This window comes from Acidobacteriota bacterium (assembly GCA_039030395.1).
Classification (GTDB): domain Bacteria; phylum Acidobacteriota; class Thermoanaerobaculia; order Multivoradales; family JBCCEF01; genus JBCCEF01.
Genome location: JBCCEF010000007.1, coordinates 187,297 through 202,703, shown reverse-complemented (window position 1 = coordinate 202,703; position 15,407 = coordinate 187,297). Strand labels below are relative to the sequence as shown.

Annotated in this window: 12 protein-coding genes, 2 rRNA genes and 1 riboswitch; of the genes, 5 read left to right on the top strand and 9 right to left on the bottom strand. The window is 66.5% G+C overall.

Annotated elements, in window-relative coordinates; translation table 11 throughout:
* Together AAF481_09760 and rrf are read left to right on the top strand one after the other, a co-directional pair.
* Positions 1-235 (top strand): 23S ribosomal RNA (locus tag AAF481_09760); the annotation flags it as partial.
* Positions 236-379: 144 nt separating this feature from the next.
* Positions 380-496 (top strand): 5S ribosomal RNA (gene rrf / locus AAF481_09755).
* A 319-nt stretch (positions 497-815) separates the two neighbouring features.
* On the opposite strand, the gene AAF481_09750 is transcribed toward rrf, so the two are convergent.
* The 5 genes from AAF481_09750 to AAF481_09730 all read right to left on the bottom strand — a co-directional run bounded on the left by AAF481_09750 (position 816) and on the right by AAF481_09730 (position 7,091).
* Entirely contained in the window at positions 816-1,544 is a 729-nt protein-coding gene (locus AAF481_09750; protein MEM7481447.1) for a class I SAM-dependent methyltransferase, read from the bottom strand.
* 168 nt (positions 1,545-1,712) lie between these two features.
* A complete protein-coding gene (locus tag AAF481_09745; GenBank protein ID MEM7481446.1) occupies positions 1,713-2,558 on the bottom strand; it encodes an ECF transporter S component in 846 nt (281 codons plus the stop codon).
* Entirely contained in the window at positions 2,551-4,185 is a 1,635-nt protein-coding gene (locus AAF481_09740; GenBank protein ID MEM7481445.1) for an ATP-binding cassette domain-containing protein, read from the bottom strand. Before AAF481_09740 ends, AAF481_09745 begins: the two co-directional genes overlap by 8 nt.
* On the bottom strand, positions 4,182-5,264 hold the full coding sequence (locus AAF481_09735) for a CbiQ family ECF transporter T component (protein ID MEM7481444.1): 1,083 nt from the start codon (positions 5,262-5,264) through the stop codon (positions 4,182-4,184). Before AAF481_09735 ends, AAF481_09740 begins: the two co-directional genes overlap by 4 nt.
* Positions 5,265-5,267: 3 nt before the next feature.
* On the bottom strand, positions 5,268-7,091 hold the full coding sequence (locus tag AAF481_09730; protein MEM7481443.1) for a TonB-dependent receptor: 1,824 nt from the start codon (positions 7,089-7,091) through the stop codon (positions 5,268-5,270).
* A 115-nt stretch (positions 7,092-7,206) separates the two neighbouring features.
* Positions 7,207-7,431: riboswitch (cobalamin riboswitch) on the bottom strand.
* Positions 7,432-7,547: 116 nt separating this feature from the next.
* Between AAF481_09730 and AAF481_09725 the strand changes: the two genes are divergently transcribed.
* Together AAF481_09725 and AAF481_09720 are read left to right on the top strand one after the other, a co-directional pair.
* Positions 7,548-8,273 (top strand): sulfite exporter TauE/SafE family protein, encoded by a 726-nt coding sequence (locus AAF481_09725; protein MEM7481442.1) that lies wholly within the window; start codon positions 7,548-7,550, stop codon positions 8,271-8,273.
* The gene (locus tag AAF481_09720) at positions 8,270-10,015 is read left to right on the top strand and encodes a sulfatase (protein MEM7481441.1); all 1,746 of its coding nucleotides are present in this window, start codon (positions 8,270-8,272) and stop codon (positions 10,013-10,015) included. The genes AAF481_09725 and AAF481_09720 overlap by 4 nt, the downstream gene beginning before the upstream one ends.
* A gap of 38 nt (positions 10,016-10,053) precedes the next feature.
* Here AAF481_09720 and ahcY read toward each other — a convergent pair whose 3' ends face one another.
* Both ahcY and AAF481_09710 read right to left on the bottom strand, forming a co-directional pair.
* Positions 10,054-11,553: an adenosylhomocysteinase gene (gene ahcY, locus AAF481_09715; GenBank protein MEM7481440.1), complete on the bottom strand. Its 1,500-nt coding sequence runs from the start codon at positions 11,551-11,553 to the stop codon at positions 10,054-10,056.
* A gap of 59 nt (positions 11,554-11,612) precedes the next feature.
* Positions 11,613-12,611, bottom strand: a complete 999-nt coding sequence (locus AAF481_09710; GenBank protein MEM7481439.1) for a metalloregulator ArsR/SmtB family transcription factor — start codon at positions 12,609-12,611, stop codon at positions 11,613-11,615.
* A gap of 87 nt (positions 12,612-12,698) precedes the next feature.
* Between AAF481_09710 and AAF481_09705 the strand changes: the two genes are divergently transcribed.
* Positions 12,699-13,370: a Kazal-type serine protease inhibitor family protein gene (locus AAF481_09705; GenBank protein MEM7481438.1), complete on the top strand. Its 672-nt coding sequence runs from the start codon at positions 12,699-12,701 to the stop codon at positions 13,368-13,370.
* 60 nt (positions 13,371-13,430) lie between these two features.
* Here AAF481_09705 and AAF481_09700 read toward each other — a convergent pair whose 3' ends face one another.
* Together AAF481_09700 and AAF481_09695 are read right to left on the bottom strand one after the other, a co-directional pair.
* Positions 13,431-13,880, bottom strand: coding sequence for an FxsA family protein (locus AAF481_09700; GenBank protein MEM7481437.1), 450 nt, complete (start codon positions 13,878-13,880; stop codon positions 13,431-13,433).
* 69 nt (positions 13,881-13,949) lie between these two features.
* Positions 13,950-15,290, bottom strand: coding sequence for a hypothetical protein (locus AAF481_09695; GenBank protein MEM7481436.1), 1,341 nt, complete (start codon positions 15,288-15,290; stop codon positions 13,950-13,952).
* Positions 15,291-15,407: the final 117 nt, after the last annotated feature.

Sequence of the window (15,407 nt, the reverse complement as noted above, 5' to 3'; positions counted from 1 at the left end):
TAGTACGAGAGGACCGGGATGGACGAACCTCTGGTGCACCAGTTGTCGCGCCAGCGGCACAGCTGGGTAGCTATGTTCGGAAAGGATAACCGCTGAAAGCATCTAAGCGGGAAGCCCCCTCCAAGATTAGGTATCCCTGAAGACCCCTCGAAGACTACGAGGTTGATAGGCAGGATGTGTAAGCGTTGCGAGACGTTTAGCTGACCTGTACTAATCGGTCGTTCGGCTTGACCATTTATTCTTCTTAGATTGGCGGATTCTATCGCTTTGAACCCAATTCAGTTCTTGAAGCTCTCACCAGCTTTTGGCCCCCGAATGCACTTCGACGGACGCCATCAGCGCGGGATCGAGATCTTTGCTCTTTTAAGAATTAGGTTTTTCCGGTGGTAATAGCGAGGGGGAAACACCCGTTCCCATACCGAACACGGCAGTTAAGCCCCTCAGCGCCGATGGTACTGCGCTGGAGACGGCGTGGGAGAGTAGGTCGTCGCCGGGAATTTATTTCCGAAACGGCCCTCGAGAGAATTCTCGGGGGCCGTTTTTCTTTTTGGCGAAGAGATGCCCGTACCTCAGATCCGTTCACTCTCGGTGAAGGCTTGCCGCAGCAGTGCTCACGTCGCCAAGATGTCCGAAGGTTGTGGGGGCAACGTTGCCGGCCCCCATTGGACTGCTCGAACCTTCGATAGCCTCTCGGACCCTCGGCCCTCGGATACTCATCACAGGAGTCGCTGAGAAGCGCCAGATTGTCGAGGGTGTCGGCAATCTGGCGGGGAGGGCGTCTTCCTCGGTCGCTGAGGATGCGCTGTGGGAGGAGGTTACATCGAGGCGGCCAGAGACCGCCGGTCGACCGGCCCCTGGCAGTCGTAGATCTGGAAGGCCTGCTCGGGCGATCTGCTCTTGCCGGGCAAGATCTTGAAGTCGTCCGGCGCAAACACAGAATGGGCGGTGGAGTCCAAATCGACCGTCGGTGCCTCGACGGACCAGAGTTCAATCGCGTCGAAGCTGCTGCGGAGGTATTCGTCGACCTCTTCCGCGAGTGGCTCGTCGGTGGGATGGGCGAGGAGCAGGCGCCCGTCGCCTCGCAGCAAGCGGGAGGCGCCCTCGAGGGCGGGAATGGGTTTCTCGAGATCGTGTAACAGGTCGACGGCCACCGCCAAGTCCGCTCCTCCTTCGGCACCGATTCTCCGCAACACCGGCAGGACATCCGGCTTGGCGCAAAGGTCGCCTTCGACGAAGACGGCCCCGGTCTTTCGGAAGTGACGACGAGCGAATGCGACGCAGCGCGGGTCTAGATCGATCCCCACCGCTTCGTCCGCTCCGGCTCTTGCGAACTCGGCCGTACCGAAGCCGGTCCCGCAACCGAGGTCGAGGGCTTTGAGGCCTCGGCAGTGTGCTGCGGCGAACCGGTAAATCGCGAGGTGGATTTGAAAGCGATCTGTCGGTAGGTCATCTCCCACCCTGCGCGTGCTTCGCGGCAAGCCCGAGATGAGTCGATGGACCCAGGCGGCTGCTCTTTGACCTGTATGGGAGAGATTCGCTCGCATCGATCACCTTTCCGGACGTTCCCAATCTCGGAACGCACGGCATTTCGGCGACCTAGAAGAATCCAAATAAATGTAACAAGCGCTAAAATGATTCTAGCGGGTGTGGTGTCGAAAGGGCAAGTCGCTGGGAGTCGTGACCTCGCCTTGAATGGATCGGCAGAGACCGCCCTACGGGGCGGTTGCAGGATCCACGGTGAAACCGAATCGCGATTCGAAGCGTCGGAGCAAGCGGACGATCGCCGGACCCACGGACAAAATCAGAATCACGTTCCCCGCGACGCGGCCGAGATCCCACCACATGGAAGAGCCGAGATAGAACAGGGTGTAGCGGGCGATGGCGCTCCCCAACCCCAGCGCAGGGTCCCAACCGTCCCCGTCGAGAATCAAGTAGGGCCAAAACCAGAGGTTCACGATCACTCCGTAGACCAGGCCCGCCGCGGCGGCCCAGGCGGTGAGCAGGATCCAGCGCGGGCTTTTCCGAGACTCGAACTTTGCTGCAAGGGTCGGCCTGGCTCGCTGCCCGATCATGCCCGAGATCAAGCCGATCCAGCCGGCCGCGAGCATCTGGAAGGGCAGCCAGGGCCCCAGGGCGTTGACCAAAATGCCCGAGACGACCATGGTCAAGCTGCCGAGTAGAAAGCCGAAGGTCGGTCCCATCACGTAGCCGCAGAGAATGGGTAACAGAAACACGGCGCTGAATCCTCCGGGTCCCGGTATCAATCGAAGGACCGCATTGAGACCGAGAAGGGTTCCGAGGGCTGCCAGGCGTCGAGCGTCGAAACGCCGGGTTTCGAGCCCCAGAATGATCGCCAGCAGACAACAGCCGAGGAGGAGGAAGAAGAGGAGCGGCGCGTCGTCCGCTCGCGCGCTGGAACGGGCGGTGTCGAGGGTCCGCTGGGCAACGGTGCGGGCTGGGTCGAGGAACGGCGCCGCCAGGGCGTAAAGGCCGATAGCGCTGGAGAGCGTCAACACCAGGGCCAGGAGACCGCCGTCCTTTTTCGCAACTCTAGCCATCCTCTAGCAGGGCCTCCACGGTCAAGCGGGAGGGGTCACCAGCCAGCCGATAGGCGAAAGACGCAAACTCCGGAAAGCGCCCCATCACTTCTCCCACCGGGCCGTCGGCGATCTTCTCGCCGTTTTCCAGAAGCACCAGCCGGGTGGCGAAACGCGCCACCAGCTCCAAATCGTGGGTCACCAGCACCACCGCCATGCTGCCCGCGGGCGTGGTTCGGCGACGCAGGCTCTCGACCATCGCTGCTTCGGACACCGCATCGAGCCCGCGGGTGGGCTCGTCGAGCAGAAGAATGCGAGGTTCTCCGGCGAGCACCGCGGCGAGGGCGGTACGCTGCCGTTCGCCGCCGGAGAGATCGCGCGGATGACGGTCCGCGAGGGACGACAGGCCGAGTTCTCTCAGCAGGTCGTCTCGCGCCGTGGCGTTTTCGGCGAGGCCCCTGGCTCGACGGGTCGTCTCGATCTCCTGCGCCACCGATTCGGTGAATAGCAGGCGGGAGGGGTTCTGGGGAACCAAGCCGACCTCACGGCCGATCTCGTCCAGCGGCCGTTGCCGGTGGGATGACTCGCCGAGGCGCACACTCCCTTCCCCGGGACGGAGCAGCCCCACCAAGAGCTTGATCAACGTGCTCTTGCCGGATCCGTTGCGACCGACCAGGGCGCAGCGCTCGCCGGCGGCAAGGGCGAGGGTGACGGTCTCGACGGCGAGTCGGGAGGCGCCAGGATAGCGATAAGAGAGGTCCTGAGCTTCGAGCAGAGGTGGCTCCGAAGGGGGCGACACGACCCGCGTCGAAGGTTCCCTCTTGTCCCGCTCGTGCGAAGATCGGCGGTAGCGACGGTGGGCCTCCGCCAAGGTCAGGGGAGGAGTCGTCCAGCGATTGTGCTCCGCCAGTTGCAAGACGGGAGGTGCGAACGCAGTGCCCGTCAGCGTCGGGGCGGGCTCTCCAACGCGCTCGATGCGGCCTTGACGGTTGAGCAGAACGACCCGGTCGATTCTTTTCATCAGCGGTTGCAGGCGATGCTCGCTCAAGACGACGGTCACCCCGTGATCGCGTTGCAGCCGATCGAGGGCCTCGAAGATCTCGAGCGCGCTGGCCGGGTCGATCTGGGAGGTGGGCTCGTCGAGCACCAGAATCCTCGGCCGCAGGCTCCAGAGAGAAGCCAGCGCCACCTTCTGTCGTTCGCCGCCGGAGAGGGAGGCGATGCGGCGGAAGCGGAGGTGCCGAATGGCCAGGGTGTCGAAGGTCTCATCGAGACGATGGGCGATCTCCCGCGGTGCCACGGCATGGCTCTCCAGCACCAAGGCGACCTCGTCCTCGACCCGCTGGGTGATGAACTGTGCTTCCGGATCCTGAAAGAGGAAGCCGACGTGTTCGCTCATCGCCCGCGGTCCCTCGGCTACCGGATCCAGGTTCGCCACCCGCAGGCGACCGGCGATGCGACCGCCGTGGAAGTGGGGCACCAATCCGTTCAAACAGCGCAACAGGGTGCTCTTGCCGCAGCCCGAGGGACCGGCGATGAGCCACCACTGACCGGCCGGCACGTCGAGGTCGATATCGCACAGGGCCGGAGCGAGATCCTCGCCCGCGCCTTGCGGGTAGCGGTAGGTCACGCCCTCGAAGCGAATCATGGGCCCCTACCCCTTTCCGAAGAGATGTCGCCGAGGGGAAGAGCCAGCAGCAGGATGGCGAGAATCGGCAGGAGCTGGACAGCGGGCCAGGCGAGCCGCGGATAGGCGGTGAAGGCTAGCCCCTGGCGGTTCAGCACGAGAGCGACCACGGACGCACTACAAGCCGCCACCAGGGCGGTGTCCCAGGGCGTCCAGGGCAGTCGCCGAAAGCGAGTGCGCCGCACCCCCGCCCCGATGCGCCGCACGGCAAGGGTCAGCAGCACGAGGCCCGGCAGCCACAGCCTGGGCCACACGACGATGGCGCCGAGGACTGTCAACAGACCGCCGGCGATGGCCCAGCCGGCCCAGGCCGGCGGCCGGTGGGCCTGGACGCCACCGAAGCCGCGCGCCTCCATCGCTTCGGCCAGGTTGAGACTCCGCTCCAGGCCTTCCGCCAGCAGGGTCACAAAGGTCGGCGCGAGGCCTCGGAGGCCGCGCTGCCGGACTCCCCGCAGTGCCTGTGCCTCGCGGATCTCCCGTTGGGCCACCAAGGTCTGCGGGATGAAGGTCAGGGCGATGGACAGAACCACCGATGACTGGTGTAGGAAGCGGGGCATGCGGCGCACCAGATCCACCGGGTCCACGGCGCGCTGAAAGGCGGCGAAGGCGAGCAAGACCGCCAACAGCGCCAGGCCGGACAGGAACCCCGTCGCCACGCTCTCCGCCGTCACCCGGCCGCCGAGGTCGAGGAGTCCCACCTGCCGGTCGGCGATCTCCAGGTCCCAACGCCAGCGCGGTAGGGAGAAGAGGGTGGTGGCTCCTTGGTGCACCAGCAGCGGCTGCACCAGACTCGAGAAGACCACCAGGATCAGGCCGAAGCGCAGGAAGCCCTCCCAGCCCGGTTCGTGGGCGGGCCGGCGGCCCAGGCCGAAAAACACCGCGGCCAGCACCAGCACCAGCAGGCCGAGGTAGGCCGGATGCCGGGTGAGGGCTGCGGGTACCAGGGCGGAAACGAGCCACAGGCACCAGGCGGCCGGGTGAAAACGGCACCCGGCCGAAGGCCCGGGTCCGTCCGGCGAAGCCACCTGGTCCCTGGGCACCAATCAGAAGTTCAGGGTGACGCCGCCGGCCAGGGTGCGGTCCGGCGCCGGGAAACCGGCGGCCTCGTCGTACTCCTCGTCGAACACATTGTCGACCCGCACATACGGCGCGATCCAGGTGCGGACCTTCCAGGTGGCGGCGAGGTCTGCGACGGTGTAGGCGTCGAGGGTCACGCTACCGATATCCGCCCGCTCCCCGGCATAGCGGCCGGTGGCGTGGAGGGTCCAGTCGGCGATGCCCCAGGAGAGCAGAAGGCTGGCGCTCTCCTCCGGGCGCCGCAGCAGCGGCAGGCCGGTGTCGAGATCTTCTGCTTCCAGGTAGGTGAGGTTTAGCCGCCCTCGAAAGCTCCGCCGAGCGAAAGAAGCTTCGCCTTCGAGGCCCCGACTGCGGGCGCGGCCGACATTGAAGGGCTGGAAGGTCGGCGGGGCGAACTGGATCAAGTTCTCCTGATCGATGTTGAAGGCCACCAGGCCGAACCCCCAAGGACCGCGCTCCGATTCCAGGCCGACTTCCCAGCTTTCGGCGCGCTCCGCTTCGAGATCCGGGTTGCCGAAGCCCGGGAAGTAGAGGTCCGACAGGGTGGGCGGCCGGAAGCCCTCGCCGTAGTTCGCTCGCACCCGCGCGTGTTCTCCGAGGGCCACCACTCCTCCGAGGCGCAGGCTGGTCTCGCTGCCAAAGGAATCCGCATCGTCGTGGCGCAGGCCGGCGTCCAAGGTGGCGATGCCCGCTCGGTAGTGGGCCTGGGCGAAGGCCGCCCAGGTGCTCTGCTCCACCTCCGGGAGAACCGAGAACGCGTCCTGTCGGTCGGCGGTCTGCTCGTCCCACTCGCCGCCGCCGGCAACCCAGCCGCGCTCGCCGGCGAACTTGCGGCGCACGACCGTGCGCGCCGTGCGGGAGACGGCGTCCGTCTGGCTGGCGGTGAAGGGATTGCCGGGATCGCGCGCCTCCAGGTCGTTGCGGTATTCGGCCAGATGTCCTTCGGCGCTCCAGGTGGCGCCGGTCCAGCGCACCGGCAGGTGAATCTGTCGGCTCTCCCGCAGGTTGCTCTGCGTCGGGCTGGGGTTGCCGAAGAAGTCGAAGGGAATGCCCACCTCCGATTCGAGGCCGCGGAGAGAAAGGCCGATCGAGAGATCCGATCGCGGCGCCCAGTCGCCACGCAGGGTGATCTCCTCGGCGTCGTAGAAGTCGTTGTCGACGGTGCCGTCGCCTCGCCGGACCTGGCCGATGAAGTCGAAGTGCACCGCCCCGGTATCGAGGCCGGCCGTCACTCCGCCGCGCCGCAGGCTGTCCTCGCCGCCTTCCAGCCGCAGGGCGACCCCACGGTGGCGGGCCGGCAAGAGCTGCACCACGCCGCCCACCGCGTCGCCGCCGTAGAGGGCGCTGAAGGGACCGCGCACCACCTCCACCCGCTCGATGCCCTCGGTGGACAGGCCGGAGAGATCGAGGGCGCCCAAGAACGGGTCGTTGATCGCCACGCCGTTCCACAGGAACAGCGTCTGGTTGGAGTTGGTGCCGCGGGTGAAGAGAGACGTGACCTTGCCCGGCGAGCCGGAGCGCACCACCGAGACACCCGCAACGGTGCGCAGTAGGTCGAGGACCTCCGGCGCCTGGCGGCGGCGGATTTCCTCGCCGGAGATCACCGTTACCGTGGCGGAGATCTCCGGGCGCTTTTCTTCTTCGAGGGTGGCGGTGACCACCACCTCATCGGCGTACTGCGGGACGACATGGCCGGTGGTCTCGGCGGCGGCCGAGGAGGAACGGGCTTGCTGGGCGGCCGCGGACCCCGTCACCCCGACGAGAACGGCCAGTATGAGGATGCGACGCATGGGTCGGCTCCTTTCCGGTCTGAAACGCACGACACGGGGGAGGAGGAGCGCGATGCGGTGAGCTTCGGGCCTTGGACTTCCCCTCACCCCGAGGGGAGTTCGCCGAGAAGGGCGAACCGGTGCGCGTGAGGTGGGCAGGTCTCCTGACTTCCGGATCGTCTTACCGCCGGGTCCTTCCCATGTGAGCAACCGACTTCGCGCCGAAACGCGCTCGATCTCTCCCACACAGTGGGTTTTTCCCGGTTTCATCCCCGGATACAGTGGCGGGGGCCGTGCCGGCTTTGCACCGGACTTCCCTTTCGACGGGCGACCTTCGCCGTCCGTCGAGGCTCGCGTCAAACGCGGGCCACCGCACCTCATGATGGGTCAAAGAACTTGGATCTCCTCGGGCACAACACCCAAGAGGCCCACTCTACATCACCGGCGCGCCGCGACGCCTGACAGAATGTCTCCGCTGTGCTCCTCTTCGCCCTTTTCGCCGTCGGCTTCCTCGCCGGCGTTCTCAACGTGCTGGCCGGTGGCGGTTCCTTTCTCACCTTGCCGATGTTGATCTTTCTAGGCCTGCCGGCGACCGTCGCCAACGGCACGAACCGGGTGGGCATTCTCTTGCAGGGGGTCACCTCGGTGTGGGGCTTCGACCGGCGGCGTCTGCTCGACCGCGGCCGGGCGGTGAGCGCCGTCGTGCCGGTGCTGGCCGGCACTCTACTCGGTGCCGCCCTCGCCCTGGTGGTCGGTGACGAGGCCTTCCGGCGGATCTTGGCGGTGCTGATGGTAGTGGTTTCGCTGTGGAGCTTGTGGGGCCACCGGACAGAGCGGCCGGGCGAGAGCTCCCTGTCCCGGGGGGCGACCGTCGTGGCGTTTCTGGGCGTCGGCGTCTACGCCGGCTTCGTCCAGGCGGGGGTGGGCTTCCTGTTGCTGGCAGTGCTGAGTCGCGTGGGGATGGATCTGGTGCGGGCGAACGCCCTCAAGGTGCTGATCGTCCTTATCTCCGTCGTTCTTTCTCTCGCGATCTTCGCCTGGCAGGGCCAGGTCGACTGGTCCCTCGGCCTGGTGCTCGCCGCCGGCAATGGCTTGGGTGGTCTGGTTGGCGTGCGGCTGGCGGTGTTGGCCGGCCATCGCGGTTTGCGGTGGATCGTGACCCTCACAGTGATCGCCTTCGCCGTGGCGTTGGTGCTGCGATGAAGCTCCACCGGGGAGTGACCTACTTCGCCTTGGCGGTCCTCCTGTCGGTCCTGGTCACCTGGACAGGTTGTGCTCGCTCCGACGAGATCCGCCGGGAGGTGGACTGGGTGATCGGGCAGGGCCTTCGCTCCTCCTTGTCCGGCGGTGAGCCGGCTCCCTTTCCCTGTGCCGACGAAACCAGGTTCTCTCGCCGGGTGCGCGCCGGCGAAGAGCTGGTGGCGGAGATCGCCCCGCTAGGTCGCGACGGACGATGGGTTCTGTCCGGCTGCCGCCGGGGAGAATCGACCGGTGCCTTGCAACTCGCGGCGTGGTCCGGCGACTCGCTGCTCTTGGAGGAGTCCCTGCCGCTCGCCGGGACCGAGGGTTGGTGGCACCATGAAGTAGATCTCTCGGGATACTCCGGCAAGCCGCTGCGGTTGGTGCTGCGGGCCGACTTCGAAGGGCCAAGACGGCTCTTTCTGAGCGACTTTCGGTTGCAGCATCGCCTGGCGGTACCGCCCGTATCGCCGCCCGAGCGGTCGCCGGTGCTGTTGATCTCGGTGGACACCCTGCGCCACGATCGGGCGGCGCGCATGGCGTCCCTCGAACGCCTCGCCGCCGACGGCGAAGTGTTCGCGCCGCACTACGCCGCCGCGAGCTGGACCAAGCCGTCCCACGGCGCGCTCCTCACCGGACGGCTCGCCGCCCTGGGTCCCACGGCGGATCCAGAGGGCGTTCTACCGGCGGAAGTGGAGACCCTCGCCGAGCGTTTCCGCGCCGCCGGCTACCGCACGGCGGGCCTGGTCTATGACTGCACCTGGCTCGATCCCAAATTCGGCTTCGATCGCGGCTTCGAGAGCTACCGCACCGTCCGCTGGCGCACGGCGCCTCTGGTGCGCGAAGCGCTGGACTGGATCACGGACCACCGCGGCGAGCCGTTCTTCTACTTCCTCCACACCTTCGAACCGCACTCGGATCACGCTCGCCTGCCCTACGAAGGGCAGGGGGTGACGGCGGCGACGGTGGAGGAGCGCTTCGGCGTGCCGGGCTACGGCTGCCGGCAGGCGACCTGCGCGGCGGGTCTGCTCGAAGGCCTGGAGCGGGGGCGGATCGCTCCCCTGCCGGAGGAGCCGGAGATCCTGCGCTTCCTCTACGACGCCGGTGTCGCCGCCACCGACGAGGCTCTCGGCCACCTGTTCGACCGGCTGCGGGAACTGGGCCTCTACGACGCCATGACCATCGTCGTCACCAGCGACCACGGCGAGCTGCTCTTCGAGCACGGCGAACTGACCCATGGCAAGTGGTGGGAAGAGGTGGTGCGGGTACCGCTGATCATCAAATGGCCGGCCTCCGGTGAGCGGGCCGGACGGGTGAACGAAGTTCCGTCGAGCGCCATCGATTTGGTGCCCACCCTGCTGGCGAAGACCGGCCTGCCGGGCAACGATCTCGACGGCGTGGACCTGCAGACCCGCCGGGCTGACCGGCCGGTGACCACCGGTGTGCAGTGGCGCACCGTGCGGGTAGAGAACCTCAAGGCGATCTTCCCGCTGGACGAACCACCGCGGCTCTACGATCTGGCGGCGGATCCCGGGGAAGCGAACGACCTCGCGCCAGGGCGCCCGGAGGCAGTCGATAAAATGAGGGAGCTGCTGGAGAAGACTCGCGCCTCGGCGCAACCGATTCCGGAGGCAGAGAGCGAGCGCGCTCCACTTTCCGAAGAGGAAAAGGCCCGGCTCCGGGCGCTGGGCTACTTGGGAGGGTAGGAGGGGCTGGGACTTGAGCCCAGCCCCCCGTGGAGCGACTAATACCGATAATGATCGGGCTTGTACGGGCCATCCAAGTCGAGGCCCAGGTACTCGGCCTGATCGTGGGTGAGGCGGGTCAGCTCGACGCCCAGGTGGTCCAGGTGGAGCCGGGCGACCTCTTCGTCGAGATGCTTCGGCAGCACGTAGACCTCGCGGCCGTAGCGCTCCGGATTCTGGTGCAGCTCGATCTGCGCCAGCACCTGGTTGGTGAAGGAGGCGGACATTACGAAGCTCGGGTGGCCGGTGGCGCAACCGAGATTCAGGAGGCGACCCTCAGCCAGCACCAGCACGCTGTGGCCGTCCGGGAACACCCACTCATCGTACTGCGGCTTGATGTTGATCACCTGGATGCCGGGCAACTTCTTGACGCCGGCCATGTCGATCTCGTTGTCGAAGTGGCCGATGTTGCCGACGATCGCCTTGTCCTTCATGCGGGCCATGTGGTCGGCGGTGATGATGTCCTTGTTGCCGGTAGCGGTGATGAAGATGTCCGCCGTTTCGAGCACGCTTTCGAGGGTCTTCACCTCGTAGCCTTCCATCGCCGCCTGGAGGGCGCAGATGGGGTCGATCTCGGTGACGATCACCCGCGCGCCCTGACCCTTCAAGGACTGGGCGCAACCCTTGCCGACCTCGCCGAAGCCGCAGACCACGGCCACCTTGCCGCCCATCATCACGTCCGTGGCGCGGTTGAGGCCGTCGACCAGCGAGTGGCGGCAACCGTAGATGTTGTCGAACTTGCTCTTGGTGACGGAGTCGTTGACGTTGATCACCGGGAACAGCAGCGAGCCGTCCTTCATCATCTGGTAGAGGCGGTTGACGCCGGTGGTGGTCTCCTCGGAGACGCCGCGGATGCCCTCCGCCATGCGAGTGAAGCGCTGCGGGTCCTTCTCAAGCTCGGCGCGCAGCAGGTCGAGGATGACCCCCCACTCCTCCGGCTCGGAGGACTCGTCGAAGGCGGGAACCTCGCCGGTCTTCTCGAACTCGACGCCCTTGTGGACCAACAGGGTGGCGTCACCGCCGTCGTCAACGATCAGATGCGGGCCGCTGCCGTCCGGCCAGGTCAGCGCCTCGCTGGTGCACCACCAGTACTCCGGCAGGGTCTCGCCCTTCCAGGCGAAAACCGGCGTGCCCTTGGGATCCTCGACGGTGCCGCCGGTCCGTTCGCGGCCCACCACCACCGCCGCGGCGGCGTGGTCCTGGGTCGAGAAGATGTTGCAGGACACCCAGCGCACGTCGGCGCCGAGATCCACCAGGGTTTCGATCAAGACCGCCGTCTGCACGGTCATGTGCAGGCTGCCCATGATCTGGACGCCGGCCAGCGGCTGGTCGTCCTTGTGGCGCTCCCGGAGGGCCATCAGGCCGGGCATCTCGTGTTCGGCCAGGCGGATCTCGCGGCGGCCCCAGTCGGCGAGCGACAGATCGGCCACCTTGAAGGGCTCACGGCCCGCCTCCCGGGCGGCGGCGAAAGAGTGTTGCGTTGCGGTTGCGGTGATCATCGGTGAAATCTCCTAGTACGAAAAGCGGTGCGGAACACCGCGTAGTGGGTAGGTCAGGTCTAGTTCCTTGAGTCGTTCGGCTTGCCGGCCGGTCCATCGCCCATCCGGGCGGTCGTGACAAAGAGGTTCGGTCCCTTGGCCTTGGGATCCGGCGGCAGGTGCATGCGGTGGGGAGTCTCGAAGCCCACTTCGTCCAGCCACCGCGTCATCTGATCCTCGGAAAAGCCGAGCCACAGGTGCCCCATCTCCTGGCGATAGCGAGCGCGGTCGTGGGGCACCATATCCACCACCAAGAGCTTGCCGCCGGGAGTGAGCACCCGGGCCACTTCGGCGAGCGCCGCCTTCGGGTCCGGCAGATGGTGGAGGACGAGGATCAGGAGGGCGGCGTCGAGCTCTTTCTTGGCCACCGGCAGGGACTCCAGGCTGCCGCGCCGCAATTCCACATTGGGGTGATCGGTGGCCAGATGCTCCGTGGCCGCCTCCAGCATCTCCGCCGACTCGTCGACGGCGATCACCCGATCCACAAAGGGGGCGAGAACCTTGGAGGTCGGTCCGGTGCCGCAGCCGAGGTCGCCCACCACCCAGGTACGGTCGATCAAACCCAGCAGCGGTCCGAGTTCGGAACCCTCTCCGAACAGCTCACGGCGCAGCCGATCCCACTCGCCGGCGGTCGACGAGAAAAACTCCTTGGAACGCGATCGCCGTTCCGCCAGGACCGCCGCCAGGCGGGAGCGATCTTGGGTGGCGGCCGGCAGGCCGGCGATCTGCTGCCGGACGAGACGCCAGAGGTTCTGCACCTCGTCGTCGATCGCCTCGTCCATGCGGTAGCGCCGGCTGGTGCCGTCCCGCCAGGAGTCCACCCAGCCGCCGGTACCGAGCACCTTGAGGTGGCGACTGACCGTCGACTGCGGCTGCTGCAGCACCGTGCATAGTTCCGTTACGGTGAGTTCGTGATCTTCGAGCAGCACCAGCAACCGGCCGCGAGTGGGCTCCGAGAGGACGCCCATGCGGTCGAAAATGTCCGGTGCAGTCGGGGTGGAAGCGATCAATCCGTTCATCCGGATGAATTGTGATGGAATAGTGCTTCGGAGTCAAGGGTTAAGTTGCTAGGATGGGGTAACAGCATAACGAGAAGGAGGGATCTGATGCAGATCTCAGAGAGAAAATCCGTCTCCGCCCGCTTGGTTCTCGTCGGTTTTTGCCTGGTTCTCGCGTTGAGCGGCGCCGCACAGGTTTGGGCCGAATGTCCGGAGGACGGCGAAACCCTTTGCCTGCTCGATGACCGGCTGCAGGCCAAGGTGCGGTTCAAGAACCAGCACGATGGCGGCACCGAGGGGCGAGGCACGCCGGTGACGCTGACGGACGAGACCGGCATGTTCTGGTTCTTCAACGACCAGAACTTCGAGGTGGTCCTGAAAGCGATCGACGGACGGGCTTCGAACGGCAAGGTGTGGGTGTTCCTGGGCTCGTTGTCCGATGTCGAGTACTGGGTGGATGTATTCGACACGGTGACCGAGACGCCACGGACGTACTACAACCCGCCGGGCAACCGCTACGGCATCGCCGACACCAACGCCTTCGATTCGGAGGTGACAGTGTGTGGAACCATCGCTGGCTTGGCCTGCGAAGGCGGCGACTTCTGTGAGTTTCCTGCCGGGATGTGCAACGTGGCGGACCTGGGCGGCGTCTGCCTTCCGATCCCCGACGCGTGTATCGAAATCTTCGACCCGGTCTGTGGCTGCGACGGCGTGACCTACGGCAACGACTGTATTCGCCAGCAGGCGGGGGTGTCGCTCGATCGCGTGGGTCCCTGCTGAAGAATTCGATTCGATGATCCTGGCGCGGCGACTCGCTGCGCCAGGATTCTTCCCTTCTGCTCAGCTCGGCTCGTCGTCTACCACTTCCCACTCCACATCGAGCGGGGCGTCCCCGCGGCTTTCCACCCGCTTTCCGACTTGGACCCTCTGGAAGCGCCGACCGATCATCCGCACGAGTCTCCTCCCCGCCCATCTCCGCACCCTCGGCACCAGCAGGGAGAACCCTGCAATGTCCGTCAGCAGTCCCGGAGTGAGGAGCACCGCGCCGGCGGCCAGCAGGAGGGCGCCCTGAGCGAGCTCTTGGTGCGGCGGCCGTCCCGCTTCCACGGCCTGGCGGAAGCTGGCGAGAGTGGCCAAGCCCTGGTAGCGGGCGAGGGACGCGCCGAGCACGCCGGTGGCGATCACCAGCAGCACCGTCGGGACGATGCCCACCCGCTGGCCGAGAAAGACCAGCAGGGCGAGTTCGACGAGGGGTACGGCGACGAAGAGAAGGGTGAGGCGCCACAGCATGGCTTCACTGTGGCGCCGTGAGGGCCCTGGCGTCAAGGGGGCGCCAGAGTTGGTCCTGCTTGCGAGGCGCTACGGCAGGGAGACGACCACCCCCGTCGGGGTGATGGGGGCCGGCTTGGTCTCGCCGGGCGCGATCACCCGGGCCGAAATGCCGAATTCGCCGTCCGTGTAGCCTTCCCACACCGCCGTGACACCGCCGTTGGGCGCCACCGCCAGATCGAGCTGCTGGCTCGACAAGTGGTGCTCGTTGAGTCGGAAGGGGAAGCCCGTGGGGTTGCCGAGAGCATCCAACCAGCGGGCGTCGGCGGACGATTGCAGATCGCCGTGCCAGGTGAGCCAGCCGGCGATGAAGCCGCCGTCCGGGCTCGCCGCGATGCTGGCGAAGGCATGGGCGCGGTCTTCGTCGTCGGTGTCCGTCGGGCTGGCGGAGAGGGCGAGTTGCGGGCCGAGGAAGGAGCCGCCGCGGCCGATCATCTGGCCCATCACCCGATACTCCCGAGGGCCGGTTCGGGTGGTCCAGGCGGTGAGAAACTGCCCGTCCTGGGCCGCCACGGCGGGGGAGTAGTGACCGATGCCGTCCGCCCCGTTGAGCTGGAAGGAGGCACCGTCCGCGGCGCCGTCGGCGCTGAACAGACGGCCTCGCACCTCGACGACGTCGTTCACCTGCCGTTGCCAGGCGACCAGAAAGCGCCCGTTACCGGTGATCGCCACGGCGGGGTTCTTGGTGGTTCGGCCGGCGGGATCGTCATCGATCTTGAAAGCTGGACCAGCGGCAGCTCCGCCACGCCGGTAGAGGCGGCCGAAAATACCCTCGGTCTGCGACGGCCCCGGCCGGAAACCGTTCCGCTGCCAGGTGCGCACGTCGGACCGCCACACCACCACGAAGCTGCCGTTGTCCCGCATGGCAATCTCCGGGTCGGTGTTGAAAGTGTCGCGGTTGCGGTTGACCCGGAAGCGCCCGGTCACCGGCGTGCCGTCCACCCGGAAGCGCTGGCCGAGAATGTCCTGGCTGAAGATGGTGATGTCCTCGCGGAAAATGGAGGCCCGCAGATACGAGGTTTCTTCGGTCCAGAAGAGGTAGAAATCGCCCGAGGGGTGGAAGGCGACGGTGGGGTCCTTGCGGATGAAGACGGTGCCCTCGCCGGGGTTTTGGTCGATCCAGCGATTGGTCACCAAGTTGAGGTCCCGCGACGCCTCGCCGCGCGCCGGAAAATAGCGAGCGGAAATGCCGTAGCGCAGATTGGTCCACACCACCAGGCTGCCGCCTTCGGCGTCGTAGGCCACCACCGCGTGGCGCTGCTTCGACTCGTCGTTCAGGTTGACGCGGAACTCCGCCGCCAGGGCTGGAAATTGAACTGCCGCGGCGAGCGCGACGATGACTGCGGCCGAAACGAACGAGCGTGTCCTCATATCCCCTCCAGGGTGTTCTCAGTCGATATGTTGTTTTGACATTGTAGGGGGCTTGGCGCGATGAGTCAAACGCAAGGGGTGTGAAGGCTGCGGCGCAGGGAACAGCTTCGGGTGCGG

Bases quoted from the DNA above. Each gene is read 5' to 3' on its own strand.
- AAF481_09720 (MEM7481441.1), top strand. From the start codon at position 8,270: ATGAAGCTCCACCGGGGAGTGACCTACTTCGCCTTGGCGGTCCTCCTG.
- ahcY (MEM7481440.1), bottom strand. From the start codon at position 11,553: ATGATCACCGCAACCGCAACGCAACACTCTTTCGCCGCCGCCCGGGAG.
- AAF481_09710 (MEM7481439.1), bottom strand. From the start codon at position 12,611: ATGAACGGATTGATCGCTTCCACCCCGACTGCACCGGACATTTTCGAC.
- AAF481_09740 (MEM7481445.1), bottom strand. From the start codon at position 4,185: ATGATTCGCTTCGAGGGCGTGACCTACCGCTACCCGCAAGGCGCGGGC.
- AAF481_09750 (MEM7481447.1), bottom strand. From the start codon at position 1,544: ATGCGAGCGAATCTCTCCCATACAGGTCAAAGAGCAGCCGCCTGGGTC.
- AAF481_09700 (MEM7481437.1), bottom strand. From the start codon at position 13,880: ATGCTGTGGCGCCTCACCCTTCTCTTCGTCGCCGTACCCCTCGTCGAA.
- AAF481_09695 (MEM7481436.1), bottom strand. From the start codon at position 15,290: ATGAGGACACGCTCGTTCGTTTCGGCCGCAGTCATCGTCGCGCTCGCC.
- AAF481_09705 (MEM7481438.1), top strand. From the start codon at position 12,699: ATGCAGATCTCAGAGAGAAAATCCGTCTCCGCCCGCTTGGTTCTCGTC.
- AAF481_09745 (MEM7481446.1), bottom strand. From the start codon at position 2,558: ATGGCTAGAGTTGCGAAAAAGGACGGCGGTCTCCTGGCCCTGGTGTTG.
- AAF481_09730 (MEM7481443.1), bottom strand. From the start codon at position 7,091: ATGCGTCGCATCCTCATACTGGCCGTTCTCGTCGGGGTGACGGGGTCC.